Genomic DNA, 13483 nt, shown 5'->3' on the forward strand with positions numbered 1-13483 from the left:
CCGGCCCCGCGCCCGGGCGGCTGCCCCCTCATTCCCCGTACGCGTCCGCCCACTTGTCGGCCTGCGCGTACGACGGCACGCCCGGCGTGGCCGCCCCGCCACGCGCCACCGCCCACGCCACGTCGACCGCCTGCCGCACGGCCGCGCGGAACAGCAGCGAGCCCGTGCTGACCCGCGCCACCCCGAGCTCCGCGAGGCGCGCCACCGGCAGCCCTCCGGGTGCATACAGGATGTTCAGCGGCGTCTCGTACTCGGCGACCAGGGCCGCGACGACCGGCGCGTCCTGGAGTCCGGGGACGAACAGGCCGTCCGCGCCCGCCTCCCGGTAGGCGGTCAGCCGCCGTGCCGTCTCGCCCGACCGGTCCGGCAGCCAGTGGGTGTCCGTGCGCGCGTTGACGAACAGGGTCGGCGCCGCTTCCTTCACGGCGGCGATCAGTTCCCGCTGGAGGCCGATCGGCGCCAGCGTCCCGTCCGGGCGGCCGTCCTCGATGTTCACCCCCGCCACCCCCGCCCGTACGAGGCCGGCCGCCAGCGCCGCGACCCCGGACGGGCCCGCGCCGAAGCCGCCCTCGATGTCCACGGTGACGGGCACCGGCAGCCGCGCGAGCCGGCGCCCGAGGTGCAGCGTCTCCTCGCGTGCCGCGCTGGTAGCGTCCGGCTTGCCGGCGCTCGACGCCACACCCAGGCTGGTGGTCCCGATCGCGGCGAAACCGGCCTCGGCCAGTGCTGCGGCGGACGCGTGGTCCCAGGCGTTGGGGAGGACGAGCGGCGCGCCGGGGCGGTGGTGCAGGGCGCGGAAGGCGTCGTAGCGGTCCTGGTTCACGAGGCGGGTCCCTTCAGGAGGACGTCGAGTACGCCGCAGGCCAGCGCCAGGGCGTGACGGGATCCGGGGCACGGCCGGACGCCGTGCCCGAAGGGGGCACGGGCCGACTCCAGGTCCACGGGTACTTCGGTGCCCTCGGGCACGGGCCGGCCGCCGATCGCCGCTCCCGCTCCGGCGACGCGCAGGGTGGCGCGCACGGGTGGGGAGTGGGCGAGCGTAACGGCCAGCAACTCCTCGACGGAGCCGGGCGTTCCGTCCCTGGCGGCGCGTTCCAGCGCGCCGGTGATCAGGGCGGCGGTGGCGTCGCAGGTCTGCACGAGCAGCCCGATCCGGTTGGCGACGCTCTCGGGCTCGCCGTCGGGCAGCAGGGCCACCAGGGTCCGTACGCCCTCGTCGGCCCGTGCCGTCGACTCCGGCGCGGCTCCCGGCCGGTACGCCGCCGCCGCGCGCGTCGCGGCCACGACGTCCCCGCGCGCGCCGAGCGCGGTGCCCAGGACGGCCACCGGGACGAAGGGCGCGGCGGCCGGTGACGCGGCCCGCCGGGTCGCGGTCCGGGCCGCCGCCCGCAGCCGCCCGGGGTCCAGACGCCGCAACTCGCCCTCCGCCAGAACCCGGCGCCGGGCGTGCGTGGCGCCGTTGCTGAACCGCGGCACGGCGCCGCGCAGCCAGCGCATGGTTCCGGGCGCGCCACCGGCGGGGGCCGGCGGCACGAGGAAGCGGGGGTCGCCCAGCAGGGCGCGGGCGTCGGGTACGGGCGTCGTCATGCCCACGAACGTACGGGCGCAACACTTCGGCCCCGACCGAAGCGTGGCGGGGGCCGGCCCGTCGCCGGGCGGCGCCGACCGGCCGCCGCTGCACGTGGCGGGGGCCCGGCTGCCCGTCGTTACGCGCCCGGCGTGCCGGTCAGTGCCTCCGGGTCGATTCCCAGCGCCTCCCGCAGTGCCCGCTCGCCCTCTCGCGTCACCTTCACCGCCCGTTCGGAGCCGATGCGTACGCACCAGGCCGCCTCCAGCGCGTGGCGGCAGAGCGCCGCCCCCGCCACCCCCGCGAGATGCGGACGGCGTTCGGTCCAGTCGAGGCAGGAGCGCGCCAGCGGGCGCCGGCCCGTGCGGTGCAGGGCGATGCCCCGCGCGGCGAACCAGTCGAGACCCGCGTCGGTGAGCGCGAAGCCCGTGTCCTGCCGCAGCAGGCCCCGCGCCGTCATCGCGTCCGTGACCACGATGCCGAGCCGCCCGGCGAGGTGGTCGTAACACGTGCGGCCCCTGGCCATCGCGCTGCTCGCGCTCGCCGCCCGCAGGGAGCGGGGCGCCCCGGTCCGCTCGCCGGCCCGCGGCGCCGCCCGCGCGGCGAGGTCCTCGACCAGGTGGGCCGCCCCCGGGTCGGCGAAGCGGACGTACCGGTGCCTGCCCTGCCGTTCCTCGGCGAGCAGTCCGCCGGCGACGAGCTTGCCGAGGTGTTCGCTCGCCGTGGAGGCCGCCACCCCGGCGCGGCGGGCCAGTTCGCCGGCCGTCCACGCCCGGCCGTCGAGCAGCGCCAGGCAGAACGAGGCGCGGGTCTCGTCGGCGAGCAGGGCGGCGAGCGCGGCCAGCCGTCCCGCGGCCGGCAGCGGGACGGCGGCGGACGCGACGGCGGAGGCGGGGGAATCGGCGTGCGGCATGGTGCCAGGATGCGTCAGGAACCCTTCGGCACGCACCGAACCGTCCGGGACGCGGCGCCGGTCCTTCGGCGTGCGTTCCGAACCACCCCGGACGCGGAGCCCCCCTTCGGCGTTCCGAACCGTCCGGCCGCTCGTCAGCCGCGCGTCCGCACGTGCGCGTACTGGAGCGCCAGGCCGTCGATCAGCGCCCGCAGCCCCGTCTCGAACGCGCCCTCGTCGACCTGCTGCCGGCGCTCCGCGAGCAGGTGCGCCTGACCCAGGTGCGGGTAGTCCGCCGGATCGTACGCCGTCTCGTCGTCGACGAAGCCGCCGGCGAACGATCCGAGCGCCGAGCCGGTGATGAAGTACCGCATCAGCGCGCCGATGTACGTGGCCTGCGCGGGCGGCCACCCCGCCCTGACCATCGCCCCGAACACCGCGTCGGCCACCCGCAGTCCGGCCGGGCGCCGCCCGGGACCGCGTGCGAGGACCGGCACGACGTTGGGGTGCTCGGTGAGCGCCGCACGGTAGGAGAGCGCGTAGTCGTGCAGCGCCGTCTGCCAGTCGCGGCCGTCCGCCGGGTCGAACATCGACAGGTCGACCTTGGCGCTCACCCCGTCGGCGACCGCGTCGAGGATCTCGTCCTTGTTGCGGAAGTGGTTGTAGAGCGACGGCCCGCTGACCCCGAGCTCGGCCGCGAGCCGGCGCGTGGAGACGGCGTCGAGCCCTTCGGCGTCCACGAGCGCGCTCGCCGCCCCGACGATGCGGTCACGGCTGAGAAGGGGCTTGCGCGGTCGGGCCATGCGGCACATAGTAGGCCCGTCGAAAAGAAACTAGCAGTGCTAATTTAAGGTGGGGTGCCGGGATGAATCTGGAACTCAGCGAGGAGCAGACCGCCGTACGGCAGCTCGCCAGGGACTTCGGCGACCGCGAGATCGCTCCGTACGCCGTCGAGTGGGACCGGGTGGAGAGCGTCGACCGCGCGATCGTGAAGAAGCTGGGGGCCCTCGGCTTCCTCGGCCTGACGATCCCCGAGGAGTACGGCGGCTCGGGCGGCGACCACCTGGCGTACTGCCTCGTCACCGAGGAACTCGGCCGCGCCGACTCCTCGGTGCGCGGCATCGTCTCGGTCTCGCTCGGCCTGGTCGCCAAGACCGTCGCGCACTGGGGCACGGAGGAGCAGAAGCGGCGGTGGCTGCCCGGCCTCACCTCCGGCGACCTGGTCGGCTGCTTCGGTCTCACCGAGCCGGGCACGGGTTCCGACGCGGGCAGCCTCACCACCCGCGCCGTGCGGGACGGGGACGCGTACGTCGTCAACGGCTCCAAGACGTTCATCACCAACGGCACCTGGGCCGACGTCGTCCTGCTCTTCGCCCGCTCGACCGACGCCCCGGGCCACAAGGGCGTGAGCGCCTTCCTGGTGCCCACCGACACCCCCGGCCTGACCCGCCGCGAGATCCACGGCAAGCTCGGACTGCGCGGGCAGGCCACCGCGGAACTGACCTTCCAGGACGTACGGGTGCCCGCATCGGCGATGCTCGCGCCCGAGGGCAAGGGCTTCTCGGTCGCCATGTCCGCCCTCGCCAAGGGGCGCATGTCGGTGGCGGCGGGCTGCGTCGGCATCGCCCAGGCCGCCCTGGACGCGGCGGTGCGGTACGCCACCGAGCGCGAGCAGTTCGGGAAGACCATCGCCCACCACCAGCTCGTCCAGGAGCTGATCACCGACATCGCGGTCGACGTGGACGCCGCCCGGCTGCTGACCTGGCGGGTCGCCGACCTGATCGACCGCGGGCAGCCCTTCGTCACCGAGGCGTCCAAGGCGAAGCTCTTCGCCTCCGAGGCCGCCGTACGGACCGCGAACAACGCGCTCCAGGTCTTCGGCGGGTACGGCTACATCGACGAGTACCCGGCCGGCAAACTCCTGCGCGACGCGCGCGTGATGACGCTGTACGAAGGCACCAGCCAGATCCAGAAGCTCGTCATCGGCCGCGCGCTCACCGGAGTCTCGGCCTTCTGACCCGCGAGCCACCGCGATCCGCCGTGGCCGGCCCGGTCCGCCGGGTGACTACGCGAGGTGAGTACGGGAGGTGAGTACGGGAGCGGATGTGACTTGCCCCATGTCCGTCCATGCTGGCCGTCATGAGCGACACACCGGTCAAGCAGCAGAACACGACGGCCTACTACGGGCAGGCGGTGGCCGCCTTCGCGGCGGCCCTGGCGGCGGTGGCCCTCGGCATCCTGTACATGGACGCCGACCCGTGGGTGCGGGCCTTCCTCGCCGTCGGCGTCCTGTACCTGGTGACCTCCGCCTTCACCCTCGCCAAGGTGATCCGGGACCGCCAGGAGGCGGGGCAGATCGTCAGCCGCGTCGACCAGGCCCGCCTGGAGAAGCTCCTCGCCGAGCACGACCCGTTCCAGAAGCTCTGAGCGGCGCCCTAAGCGCTTGCTCACCTTCGGGGTATGGTATTCGTTCCTGTCGGACGGAAGGGGCGAGTCATGAGTGCGCCGGAGGAAACGGCCGAGCCACGCGACGACACGGCCACGCCGTGGAGCGAGGTCACCCCCGAGGCGGCCAGGAAGCTGCTGCTCGCGGCCGTCGAGGCGTTCGCCGAGCGCGGGTACCACGCGACGACGACCCGCGACATCGCGGGCCGCGCGGGGATGAGCCCGGCGGCGCTCTACATCCACTACAAGACGAAGGAAGAGCTGCTCCACCGGATCAGCCGCATCGGGCACGACAGGGCCCTGGACATCCTGGAGGCCGCGGCGGACCGGCCGGGCACGGCCGCCGAGCGGCTCGACGGCGCCGTACGCTCCTTCGTCCGCTGGCACGCGGAGCGGCACACCACCGCGCGCGTCGTCCAGTACGAACTCGACGCGCTCAGCGACGAGCACCGCGCCGAGATCATCGAGCTGCGGCGGCGCAGCGACGCGGCCGTGCGCCGCATCCTGCACGACGGGGTGAAGGCCGGGGAGTTCGACGTTCCGGACGTCCCGGGGACCACGCTGGCCGTGCTGTCGCTCTGCATCGACGTGGCGCGCTGGTTCAACGCGCAGGGGCGCAGGACGCCCGACGAGGTCGGCGAGCTGTACGCCGACCTCGTGCTGCGGATGGTCAACGCCCAGAAGTAGAGCGGGGCGCCCGGCCTCGTACCGGCGGGCGCCCGGCCTTGTGTCGCTGTCGGGCGCCCGGCCTCGTGTCCGCGGGGCTCTGTCGGCGGGGGCGCCGGCTCAGAAGTAGTACCGGGACACCGACTCCGCCACGCACGCCGGCTTGTCGCCGCCCTCGCGCTCGACGGTGACGACGGCCGTGACCTGCACGCCGCCGCCCGCCTCCGTGACGTCCGTGAGCACGGCCGTCGCCCGCACCCGCGAGCCGACCGGCACGGGGGAGGGGAAGCGGACCTTGTTGCTGCCGTAGTTGATGCCCATCTTCATGCCCTCGACCCGCATGACCTGGGGCACCAGGGCCGGCAGCAGCGACAGCGTCAGGTATCCGTGCGCGATCGTCGTGCCGAAGGGGCCCGCCGCGGCCTTCTCCGGGTCCACGTGGATCCACTGGTGGTCGCCTGTCGCCTCGGCGAACAGGTCGATCCGCTTCTGGTCGACCTCCAGCCACTCGCTGTGCCCCAGCTGCTCGCCGACCCCGGCGCGCAGCTCCTCGGCGGACGTGAAGATCCTCGGCTCTGCCATGTCCCGGCCCCTGCCTCTCATACGGCTGCACCATCGCGTTCCGACCATGTGTCTAAGCGCTTGCTCAGCATGGTTCGGCGGCCGGGTTCTGTCAACGGAGTCCCGGTAGGGTTCGGGAAGTGCCTCAGATACCAGAGAAGATCCACGAGCTCACGGTCGGTCAGCTGTCCGCACGCAGCGGCGCCGCCGTGTCGGCCCTGCACTTCTACGAGTCCAAGGGTCTGATCACCAGCCGCAGGACGGCGGGCAACCAGCGCCGCTACAGCCGGGACGCGCTGCGCCGCGTCGCGTTCGTGCGCGCCGCCCAGCGCGTCGGCATCCCGCTCGCCACCGTCCGGGAAGCCCTGTCGCAGCTCCCCGAGGAGCGCACCCCCAACCACGAGGACTGGGCCCGGCTCTCGCGGGCGTGGCGTTCGGAACTCGACGAGCGCATCAAGCAGCTCGGCAGGCTCCGCGACCACCTCACCGACTGCATCGGCTGCGGCTGCCTGTCGCTGCAATCGTGCGTCCTGACCAACCCGGACGACGTCTTCGGCGAACGCATCACCGGCTCCCGGCTCTACCCCGAACGCCGCGGCGTCCGCCCCGCCCCGGCAGACCCGGACCCGGCGCCGGAGCCAAGCGCCTGAGCCGCCCCGCCGCACGCCTCGCCCCGCCGCACGCCCCCCGCTGCGCCCGGCCTACCGCAGCGCCGCGCCCACCAGCTCGGCACTGGACTTCGCCGGCAGGCCGTCGGGAAGCAGCAGGGTGTCCTCGAGGCCGATCCTGGTCGCAAGGCCGAGCGCGCGGGCCAGCCGCAGCACCGGCCACGCGCCGCCGTCCTCGCCGTGCAGCAGCACGGGTCTGCCGCGCGCGTCGCCCAGCTCGCTCAGCAGGGCGCGGGCGGAGCTCCCGGCCGTGGCCGGGTCGGTGTCCGTCACCTCGGCGAGCACGCGCAGCACCCGGGGTGCGAGCGGCGAACCGAGGAAGCGGCGTACGCCGTCGGTGCCCGACCAGAGGCCGGCCTCCACGCCGACACCGCGCTCCATGAGGGCCGCCGCCACCTCTTCCGCGCCGGGCTCGTGCCAGTTCACGGACGCGTGGTCCGGCAGCACCGTCCAGGCGCGCACCAGATCGGCCCGCCGCCGCGGATCGGATTCGGCCCAGGCCCCGGTGGTCACCCCGACGGGGACCGTCGCGGGGAGCACGGCCCGTATCGCCGTCAGCGCCGCGGCCACCGCTCGCGGCGACAACGTGTCGTCGCCGCAGGGGGACTTGGGGTGCACGTGCACGTCACAGGCACCGGCGGCGACCGCCGCGACAGCGGCCTCGGCCATCGCGTCCGGCGTCAGCGGCACGGCCGCACTCTCGCCCGCACCGCGCGGGCCGTTCAGGCAGACCTGGATCCGAAGCAGGCTCATGTGTCCGATGGTGACAGCCACCACTGACAACGCGGCGGCCCGCGCGGCCGGCGGCGGTGGTGGGGGCGGCACGGGGGCGCGGCTGTCGGGGGAGCGCCGCGCCCGCGCGCGCTCACGCCACCGACGCCAGCTCCCTGCGCCGCACCCTCTTGGACTCCGCCAGCGCCCCGGGCGTCAGAACGGGCTGCGGCACCAGGATGCCGCAGCCCGTGCAGACCGGCCCGTACCAGGGATCGTGCGCCAGTCCCTGCTTCCAGACGATCCGGCTGTCCGCGCACACGGGGCAGTGGGACCCCGGTTCGGACTCCAGGGCGGAGATGAGCCGGCGCAGTACGTCGCCGAGCGGCGCCACCGGATGCACGGCGGGATCGTCGCACCAGGCCACTCCGCACCCGCCCCAGGTGCGGCGGTGCCAGTCGTCGAAGGAGCCGGGGCGCCGCAGCCCGTCGTGCTTCTCGCGCTTGCGCCGCCGGGCGAACTCCACCTCGTACGCGAGCCAGACGGCCCGCGCCTCCTCCAGCTCTTCGAGCGCGGCCACCAGCCGCGCCGGATCGGGGGCCCTGTCTTCCGGTTCGATCAGGTGCCTCGAACACAGATGGTCCCAGGTGGCCCGGTGCCCATAAGGGGCGAACCGTTCCAGGCATTTGCGCAGCGAGTACCGCCGCAACGCCAAGTCGCACCGCGGGTCGCGTACTTGTCTCGCCAGACTCCGGAAACCGGCCATAGCGCTTGTCACCTCCGTCGCTTGTACTTCGGCGTCACAGAGTGGACGTACGGGTGCCCCGATCGGTGCCATCGAAAATCGAATGGCCGGCATCAGTGGGGGGATTTCGCAAAGGTGACGCATCCTCACTCTCGGCCGGGCGTGTACCGCCACTAGCGCCCGTCGCGCCTGCCGCCCCCGCGAGGAGCACGCACGCGACGACGGCGTACCGGTCCCGCACAGCACAGAACGGCCCTGGCAGCAGCCGTGATCGCCCTCGCGGCGGGTCTGCTGTCCCCCCGCCGGCCGCCACCGCCGACACCGGACGGGCGGCGGCGGGGGCTTCCGCGCCCGTGACGGACCACTGCGCGAGCCAGTGCGAAGACGTCCTGCCGCCCGGTCGGAACGGCAACGCGACTCTGGCCGAAATCCTCGCCCACCGTGTCCTCCGCACCCGCCCCGCGCACAGCTCCGACCAGATCGCGCTACGCGGCCCTGGTCGACGGCCACCAGGGCCTCACCGACGACAAGCTGACCGACTTCTTCAACGACGCCTCCTTCGGCGTCCCCGACGGCCAGGTCGTCTCCGTCGTCCGCCCCCGCGACGGGGCGGGGGCTCCCGCGGGCCCCGGCCCGGGTGCCGCCCGTGAACCCCTCAGCGGTACAGGAGGTACTCCCGGCGCACCGTGCGGAACGCCGCCAGGTCCGAGCGCCAGGCGTCCACCACCTCGTCCGTGCCCGCCCCCGCGTCGATCATCGTGCGGACCCGGGTGTTGCCCGTGAGCCTGTCGATCCAGTGGTCCGGCCGCCAGGCGAAGCCGCTCCAGCTCCGCTTCGCCGTGACGAGCAGCGCGATGCCGGTGCGCACCGGGTCGTACGCCTCCCGGTCGTGCACATGCAGCTGCACCCCGCCGATCGTCTTGCCCTGGAACTTGGAGAACACCGGTGCGAAGTACGCCTCCCTGAAGTGCACACCGGGCAGCCCGGCCGCGTTCGCCGCCTCCGCCCAACGGCGGTCGACGCCCTCCGCGCCCAGCAGTTCGAACGGCCGGGTCGTGCCCCGCCCCTCCGACAGGTTGGTGCCCTCGAAGAGGCAGGTCCCCGCGTACACCAGCGCCGTCTCGGGCGTCGGCATGTTAGGGCTCGGTGGCACCCACGGCAGTCCGGTCGCGTCGAAGAAGTCGCCGCGCCGCCAGCCCGACATCCGCACCGTCTCCAGCTCCACCGGCCGCTTGAGGAACTCGCCGTTGAACAGCCGCGCCAGCTCACAGACCGTCATGCCGTGGGCCTGTGCGATCGGTTCGCGCCCCACGAACGTGGCGAACGCCTTGTCCAGCACGGGCCCGAGGGCCGCGCGCCCCGTCACCGGGTTCGGCCGGTCGAGCACCACGAACCGCTTGCCGGCGAGCACGGCCGCCGCCATGCAGTCGTACAGCGTCCAGATGTACGTGTAGAACCGGGCGCCCGCGTCCTGGATGTCGAACACCACCGTGTCCACGCCCGACGCCGTGAAGACGTCGGCGAGCGGCTGCCCGCTCTTCAGGTACGTGTCGTAGACCGGCAGCCCCGTCGCCGGATCGTCGTACCGCCCCTCCGAGCCGCCCGCCTGCGCGGTCCCCCGGAAGCCGTGTTCGGGTCCGAAGACGGCCGTGAGGTTCACCCGTTCGTCGGCGTGCATGACGTCCACGACGTGCCGTACGTCGGCGGTGACGCCCGTCGGGTTGGTGACGATCCCGACTTTCTGGCCTTCGAGCGGCGCGTACCCGTCGGCGGCCAGCCGGTCGAAGCCGGTGCGCACCCGGAACCGCCCGTGGGCGGCGCCGGCGGCCGGGGAGGCGGCGCCGAGTGCTCCGGCGGCCCCCGCCGCACCGGTGGCGGCCAGCAACCCGCGTCTGGACAGGCTCATCCCAGTACCTCCGTGATCGCGGTGTCTGTCATGGCCACGCACGCTAGCGCGCGAGGAGGCCGCGGGGAACGAGCCGGGCGGTGCGGGCCGGTGGTGTCCCACCTCTTCCACAGCTCCATACCGACCGGTTAGTCTGCCCGAGTCACCGGCAGGATCGGCAGGAGAGGCGGGACCTCAGGGATGAGCCAGTTCCAGGACGCGGGAGTCGTCGTGACCGGTGCGGGAGGCGGCATCGGCGCCGCCCTCGCTCGCGGATTCGCCGCCGCGGGAGCCCGCGTCGTCGTCAACGACCTCGACGCACAGAAGATCAAGGCGATCGCCGACGAGATCGGCGCGACCGCCGTCGCGGGCGACGCCTCCGCGATCGTCGAGGAGGCCCGCGAGGCGCTCGGCGGCCGGGTCGACGTGTACTGCGCCAACGCCGGCCTCGCCTCCGGCGGCGACGCCTTCGCCGACGAGGCGGTCTGGGCCGCGGCCTGGGACGTCAACGTGATGGCCCACGTCAGGGCGGCCAGGGCGCTGCTGCCCGACTGGCTGGAGCGCGGCAGCGGCCGGTTCGTCTCCACCGTCTCGGCGGCCGGGCTGCTGACGATGGTCGGCGCGGCCCCGTACAGCGTCAGCAAGCACGGGGCGCTGGCCTTCGCGGAGTGGCTGTCGCTGACCTACCGTCACCGGGGCGTCAAGGTCCACGCGATATGCCCGCAGGGCGTGCGCACCGACATGCTGACCGCCGCGGGCTCGGCGGGCGACCTGGTCCTCGCGCCCACCGCCATCGAGCCCAAGGACGTCGCGGACGCCCTCTTCGAGGGCATCGAGGCCGACCGCTTCCTGATCCTGCCGCACCCCGAGGTGGCCGGGTACTACCAGGCCCGCGCCGGTGACCCGGACCGCTGGCTGACCAACATGAACCACCTTCAGCGCAAGTGGGAGGAAGCGGGCCGATGAGCGAGCCGACCAACGAGAGCGCGACCGGTTCCGTCTACGCCGCGAAGCCCTGGCTCGCCCAGCTCACCGACGCCCAGCGGGCGCCCGTGAACCCGCCCGCCACCCTGCTGCACGCCTTCCGCGACGCGGTGGCCCGCGCGCCCGAACACCCCGCCCTCGCCTACTTCGACGGCCGCCTCGGCTACCGCGAGACCGACGCGCTGTCGGACTCCGTCGCGGGCCACCTGGCCGCCCGGGGCCTGCGGCAGGGCGACCGGGTCGCGATCATGCTCCAGAACAGCCCGCACTTCGTCATCGCGCTGCTCGGCGCTTGGAAGGCCGGCGCGGTCGTCGTACCGCTCAACCCGATGTACAAGTCGGCCGAGGTGGCCCACGCACTCGGTGACGCCGAGGCGAGCGCGCTGATCTGCTCGGACCGCGCCTGGGAGGCGTACCTGCGCGACACCGCCGCCGCCTCGCCCGTGCACATCGCCCTCACCGCCTGCGAACTCGACCTCCAGACCAGGAACGACACCCGCGTACTGGACTTCGAACGGGCGCGGCCCGCCTCCGACGCGGACGACCTCGTGGCCGTCGCCCGCCGCGGGCTCCCGGCCCCGGCGGACCGCGAGCCCACCGCCTCCGACGTGGCCCTCATCAGCTACACGTCCGGCACCAGCGGCACGCCCAAGGGCGCCATGAACCTGCACGGCGGGATCATGCACAACGCCGAGCGCCAGCGCACCGGCCACCCCGTGGCCGAGGGCTCGACGTACTTCGCCCTGGCGCCCCTCTTCCACATCACCGGCATGGTCTGCGAACTCGCCACCTGCGTCGCCAACGCCGGCACGCTGGCCCTCGCGTACCGCTTCCACCCGGGCGTCGTCCTGGACGCGTTCGCCGAGCACCGCCCCGCCTACACCGTCGGCCCCTCCACCGCCTTCATGGCGCTCGCCGCGACACCCGGCGTCACGCGGGAGCACTTCGCCTCCTTCGACGTGATCTCGTCGGGCGGCGCGCCGCTGCCCCCGGCGCTGGTCGAGAAGTTCCGCGCCGGCTTCGGGCCGTACATCCGCAACGGGTACGGGCTCACCGAGTGCACCGCGCCCTGCGCGTCCGTGCCGCCCGAGAAGGAGGCGCCGGTCGACCCCGCCTCGGGCACGCTGTCCGTCGGGGTGCCCGGACCTGACACGCTCGTGCGCATCGTCGACGAGAAGGGCGAGGACGTGCCCCTCGGCGAGCAGGGCGAGATCGCCGTCAGCGGCCCCCAGGTGGTGCCCGGCTACTGGCGCCGCCCCGAGGCGACCGCCGAGGGCTTCCCCGGCGGCGAGCTGCGCACCGGCGACATCGGCTTCATGGACGAGGGCGGCTGGCTCTACGTCGTCGACCGCAAGAAGGACATGATCAACGCGTCGGGCTTCAAGGTCTGGCCGCGCGAGGTCGAGGACGTCCTCTACACCCACCCGGCGGTGCGCGAGGCGGCCGTCGTCGGCATCCCCGACGCCTACCGCGGGGAGAGCGTCAAGGCGTACGTCAGCCTGCGTCCCGGGGCCGACGCGGGGCCCGCGGACCTCTCCGCGTACTGCTCGGAGCGGCTGGCCGCGTACAAGTATCCGCGCGAAGTGGAGATCCTGCCCGAACTTCCCAAGACGACGAGTGGGAAGATCCTCAGGCGGGAACTGCGTTCCCGTTCCTGAACTCCCCACAGTGTGTTCCGACGAAAGGCAGGTGGCGGCAATGGCCAGGACGACGGACGGAAGCGGCATCCCCGTCCCCCAGAGGCTGCTGGCCGCCGCCACCCGCCTGTTCGCCGAGCGCGGGTACGACCGCACGTCGGTGCAGGAGATCGTCGAGGCGGCCGGCGTCACCAAGGGCGCGCTCTACCACTACTTCGGCTCCAAGGACGACCTGCTGCACGAGGTGTACGCCCGTGTCCTGCGGCTCCAGCAGGAGCGCCTCGACGCGTACGCCGACGCGGACGCGCCGGTGGAGCGGCGGCTGCGGGACGCGGCGGCGGACGTGGTGGTCACGACCATCGACAACCTCGACGACGCGTCGATCTTCTTCCGGTCGATGCACCACCTGAGTCCGGAGAAGGACAAGCAGGTGCGGGCGGAGCGGCGGCGGTACCACGAGCGGTTCCGCGCGCTGGTGGAGGAGGGGCAGCAGGCGGGCGTGTTCTCCACCGCCACCCCGGCCGACCTCGTCGTCGACTACCACTTCGGCTCGGTGCACCATCTGTCGACGTGGTACCGCCCGGACGGCCCGCTCACCCCGCAGCAGGTGGCGGACCACCTGGCGGACCTGCTGCTGCGGGCGCTGCGGCCGTAGGTCCGGGGCCGTCCCCGTAGGCCGAGGGGGCCGGAGCCGCGCGGGAAGCGGCTTCGGCCCCTTTCGC

The 13483-nt window shown here is 73.8% G+C and carries 15 protein-coding genes and 1 pseudogene; 8 read left to right on the forward strand and 8 right to left on the reverse strand.

The window, feature by feature from the left end:
- Positions 1 to 28: 28 nt before the first annotated feature.
- The 4 genes from ACWGH0_RS24735 to ACWGH0_RS24750 form a co-directional block, all read right to left on the reverse strand.
- Entirely contained in the window at positions 29 to 823 is a 795-nt protein-coding gene (locus ACWGH0_RS24735) for an isocitrate lyase/PEP mutase family protein (RefSeq protein WP_453406414.1), read from the reverse strand.
- The gene (locus ACWGH0_RS24740) at positions 820 to 1587 is read right to left on the reverse strand and encodes a hypothetical protein (protein WP_453406415.1); all 768 of its coding nucleotides are present in this window, start codon (positions 1585 to 1587) and stop codon (positions 820 to 822) included. The genes ACWGH0_RS24735 and ACWGH0_RS24740 overlap by 4 nt, the downstream gene beginning before the upstream one ends.
- Before the next feature lie 119 nt (positions 1588 to 1706).
- Positions 1707 to 2480: an ArsR/SmtB family transcription factor gene (locus ACWGH0_RS24745; RefSeq protein WP_453406416.1), complete on the reverse strand. Its 774-nt coding sequence runs from the start codon at positions 2478 to 2480 to the stop codon at positions 1707 to 1709.
- A gap of 134 nt (positions 2481 to 2614) precedes the next feature.
- Entirely contained in the window at positions 2615 to 3262 is a 648-nt protein-coding gene (locus ACWGH0_RS24750) for a TetR/AcrR family transcriptional regulator C-terminal domain-containing protein (RefSeq protein ID WP_453406417.1), read from the reverse strand.
- Between the two features lie 62 nt (positions 3263 to 3324).
- On the opposite strand from ACWGH0_RS24750, the gene ACWGH0_RS24755 reads away from it, so the two are divergent.
- From ACWGH0_RS24755 to ACWGH0_RS24765, 3 genes are all read left to right on the forward strand, one after another.
- Positions 3325 to 4476: an acyl-CoA dehydrogenase family protein gene (locus ACWGH0_RS24755; RefSeq protein ID WP_453406418.1), complete on the forward strand. Its 1152-nt coding sequence runs from the start codon at positions 3325 to 3327 to the stop codon at positions 4474 to 4476.
- 122 nt (positions 4477 to 4598) lie between these two features.
- Positions 4599 to 4886 carry a YiaA/YiaB family inner membrane protein gene (locus ACWGH0_RS24760; RefSeq protein ID WP_453406419.1) on the forward strand — a complete coding sequence of 96 codons (288 nt, stop codon included), beginning with the start codon at positions 4599 to 4601 and terminating at the stop codon, positions 4884 to 4886.
- Positions 4887 to 4955: 69 nt separating this feature from the next.
- Positions 4956 to 5591: a TetR/AcrR family transcriptional regulator gene (locus ACWGH0_RS24765; RefSeq protein WP_453406420.1), complete on the forward strand. Its 636-nt coding sequence runs from the start codon at positions 4956 to 4958 to the stop codon at positions 5589 to 5591.
- A gap of 99 nt (positions 5592 to 5690) precedes the next feature.
- Here ACWGH0_RS24765 and ACWGH0_RS24770 read toward each other — a convergent pair whose 3' ends face one another.
- Positions 5691 to 6152, reverse strand: a complete 462-nt coding sequence (locus ACWGH0_RS24770; RefSeq protein ID WP_453406421.1) for a MaoC family dehydratase — start codon at positions 6150 to 6152, stop codon at positions 5691 to 5693.
- A gap of 119 nt (positions 6153 to 6271) precedes the next feature.
- On the opposite strand from ACWGH0_RS24770, the gene soxR reads away from it, so the two are divergent.
- Positions 6272 to 6781 carry a redox-sensitive transcriptional activator SoxR gene (soxR, locus tag ACWGH0_RS24775; RefSeq protein ID WP_453406422.1) on the forward strand — a complete coding sequence of 170 codons (510 nt, stop codon included), beginning with the start codon at positions 6272 to 6274 and terminating at the stop codon, positions 6779 to 6781.
- Between the two features lie 51 nt (positions 6782 to 6832).
- Here soxR and ACWGH0_RS24780 read toward each other — a convergent pair whose 3' ends face one another.
- The gene (locus ACWGH0_RS24780; RefSeq protein ID WP_453406423.1) at positions 6833 to 7552 is read right to left on the reverse strand and encodes a 3-keto-5-aminohexanoate cleavage protein; all 720 of its coding nucleotides are present in this window, start codon (positions 7550 to 7552) and stop codon (positions 6833 to 6835) included.
- A gap of 112 nt (positions 7553 to 7664) precedes the next feature.
- Complete coding sequence (locus tag ACWGH0_RS24785; RefSeq protein WP_453406424.1) at positions 7665 to 8276, reverse strand: hypothetical protein; 612 nt, start codon at positions 8274 to 8276, stop codon at positions 7665 to 7667.
- 249 nt (positions 8277 to 8525) lie between these two features.
- Between ACWGH0_RS24785 and ACWGH0_RS24790 the strand changes: the two are divergent.
- Positions 8526 to 8858: pseudogene (locus ACWGH0_RS24790) on the forward strand (penicillin acylase family protein); the annotation flags it as partial.
- A gap of 52 nt (positions 8859 to 8910) precedes the next feature.
- Here ACWGH0_RS24790 and ACWGH0_RS24795 read toward each other — a convergent pair.
- Positions 8911 to 10161 carry an exo-beta-N-acetylmuramidase NamZ family protein gene (locus ACWGH0_RS24795; protein ID WP_453406425.1) on the reverse strand — a complete coding sequence of 417 codons (1251 nt, stop codon included), beginning with the start codon at positions 10159 to 10161 and terminating at the stop codon, positions 8911 to 8913.
- A gap of 180 nt (positions 10162 to 10341) precedes the next feature.
- Here ACWGH0_RS24795 and ACWGH0_RS24800 point away from each other — a divergent pair, with 180 nt between their 5' ends.
- Genes ACWGH0_RS24800 through ACWGH0_RS24810 form a run of 3 tightly spaced genes read left to right on the forward strand, consistent with a single transcriptional unit; the run spans position 10342 to position 13416 of the window.
- The gene (locus ACWGH0_RS24800) at positions 10342 to 11106 is read left to right on the forward strand and encodes an SDR family oxidoreductase (protein ID WP_453406426.1); all 765 of its coding nucleotides are present in this window, start codon (positions 10342 to 10344) and stop codon (positions 11104 to 11106) included.
- Positions 11103 to 12782, forward strand: a complete 1680-nt coding sequence (locus ACWGH0_RS24805; RefSeq protein WP_453406427.1) for an AMP-binding protein — start codon at positions 11103 to 11105, stop codon at positions 12780 to 12782. The genes ACWGH0_RS24800 and ACWGH0_RS24805 overlap by 4 nt, the downstream gene beginning before the upstream one ends.
- 40 nt (positions 12783 to 12822) lie before the next feature.
- Positions 12823 to 13416: a TetR/AcrR family transcriptional regulator gene (locus ACWGH0_RS24810; protein ID WP_453406428.1), complete on the forward strand. Its 594-nt coding sequence runs from the start codon at positions 12823 to 12825 to the stop codon at positions 13414 to 13416.
- The last annotated feature ends 67 nt before the right edge of the window (positions 13417 to 13483 follow it).

It is taken from the genome of Streptomyces sp. NPDC054887, from assembly GCF_053610585.1.

Bases quoted from the DNA above. Each gene is read 5' to 3' on its own strand.
- ACWGH0_RS24800 (WP_453406426.1), top strand. From the start codon at position 10,342: ATGAGCCAGTTCCAGGACGCGGGAGTCGTCGTGACCGGTGCGGGAGGC.
- ACWGH0_RS24780 (WP_453406423.1), bottom strand. From the start codon at position 7,552: ATGAGCCTGCTTCGGATCCAGGTCTGCCTGAACGGCCCGCGCGGTGCG.
- ACWGH0_RS24810 (WP_453406428.1), top strand. From the start codon at position 12,823: ATGGCCAGGACGACGGACGGAAGCGGCATCCCCGTCCCCCAGAGGCTG.
- ACWGH0_RS24785 (WP_453406424.1), bottom strand. From the start codon at position 8,276: ATGGCCGGTTTCCGGAGTCTGGCGAGACAAGTACGCGACCCGCGGTGC.
- ACWGH0_RS24760 (WP_453406419.1), top strand. From the start codon at position 4,599: ATGAGCGACACACCGGTCAAGCAGCAGAACACGACGGCCTACTACGGG.
- ACWGH0_RS24805 (WP_453406427.1), top strand. From the start codon at position 11,103: ATGAGCGAGCCGACCAACGAGAGCGCGACCGGTTCCGTCTACGCCGCG.
- ACWGH0_RS24765 (WP_453406420.1), top strand. From the start codon at position 4,956: ATGAGTGCGCCGGAGGAAACGGCCGAGCCACGCGACGACACGGCCACG.
- ACWGH0_RS24745 (WP_453406416.1), bottom strand. From the start codon at position 2,480: ATGCCGCACGCCGATTCCCCCGCCTCCGCCGTCGCGTCCGCCGCCGTC.
- ACWGH0_RS24755 (WP_453406418.1), top strand. From the start codon at position 3,325: ATGAATCTGGAACTCAGCGAGGAGCAGACCGCCGTACGGCAGCTCGCC.
- ACWGH0_RS24770 (WP_453406421.1), bottom strand. From the start codon at position 6,152: ATGGCAGAGCCGAGGATCTTCACGTCCGCCGAGGAGCTGCGCGCCGGG.
- ACWGH0_RS24750 (WP_453406417.1), bottom strand. From the start codon at position 3,262: ATGGCCCGACCGCGCAAGCCCCTTCTCAGCCGTGACCGCATCGTCGGG.
- ACWGH0_RS24795 (WP_453406425.1), bottom strand. From the start codon at position 10,161: ATGAGCCTGTCCAGACGCGGGTTGCTGGCCGCCACCGGTGCGGCGGGG.
- ACWGH0_RS24740 (WP_453406415.1), bottom strand. From the start codon at position 1,587: ATGACGACGCCCGTACCCGACGCCCGCGCCCTGCTGGGCGACCCCCGC.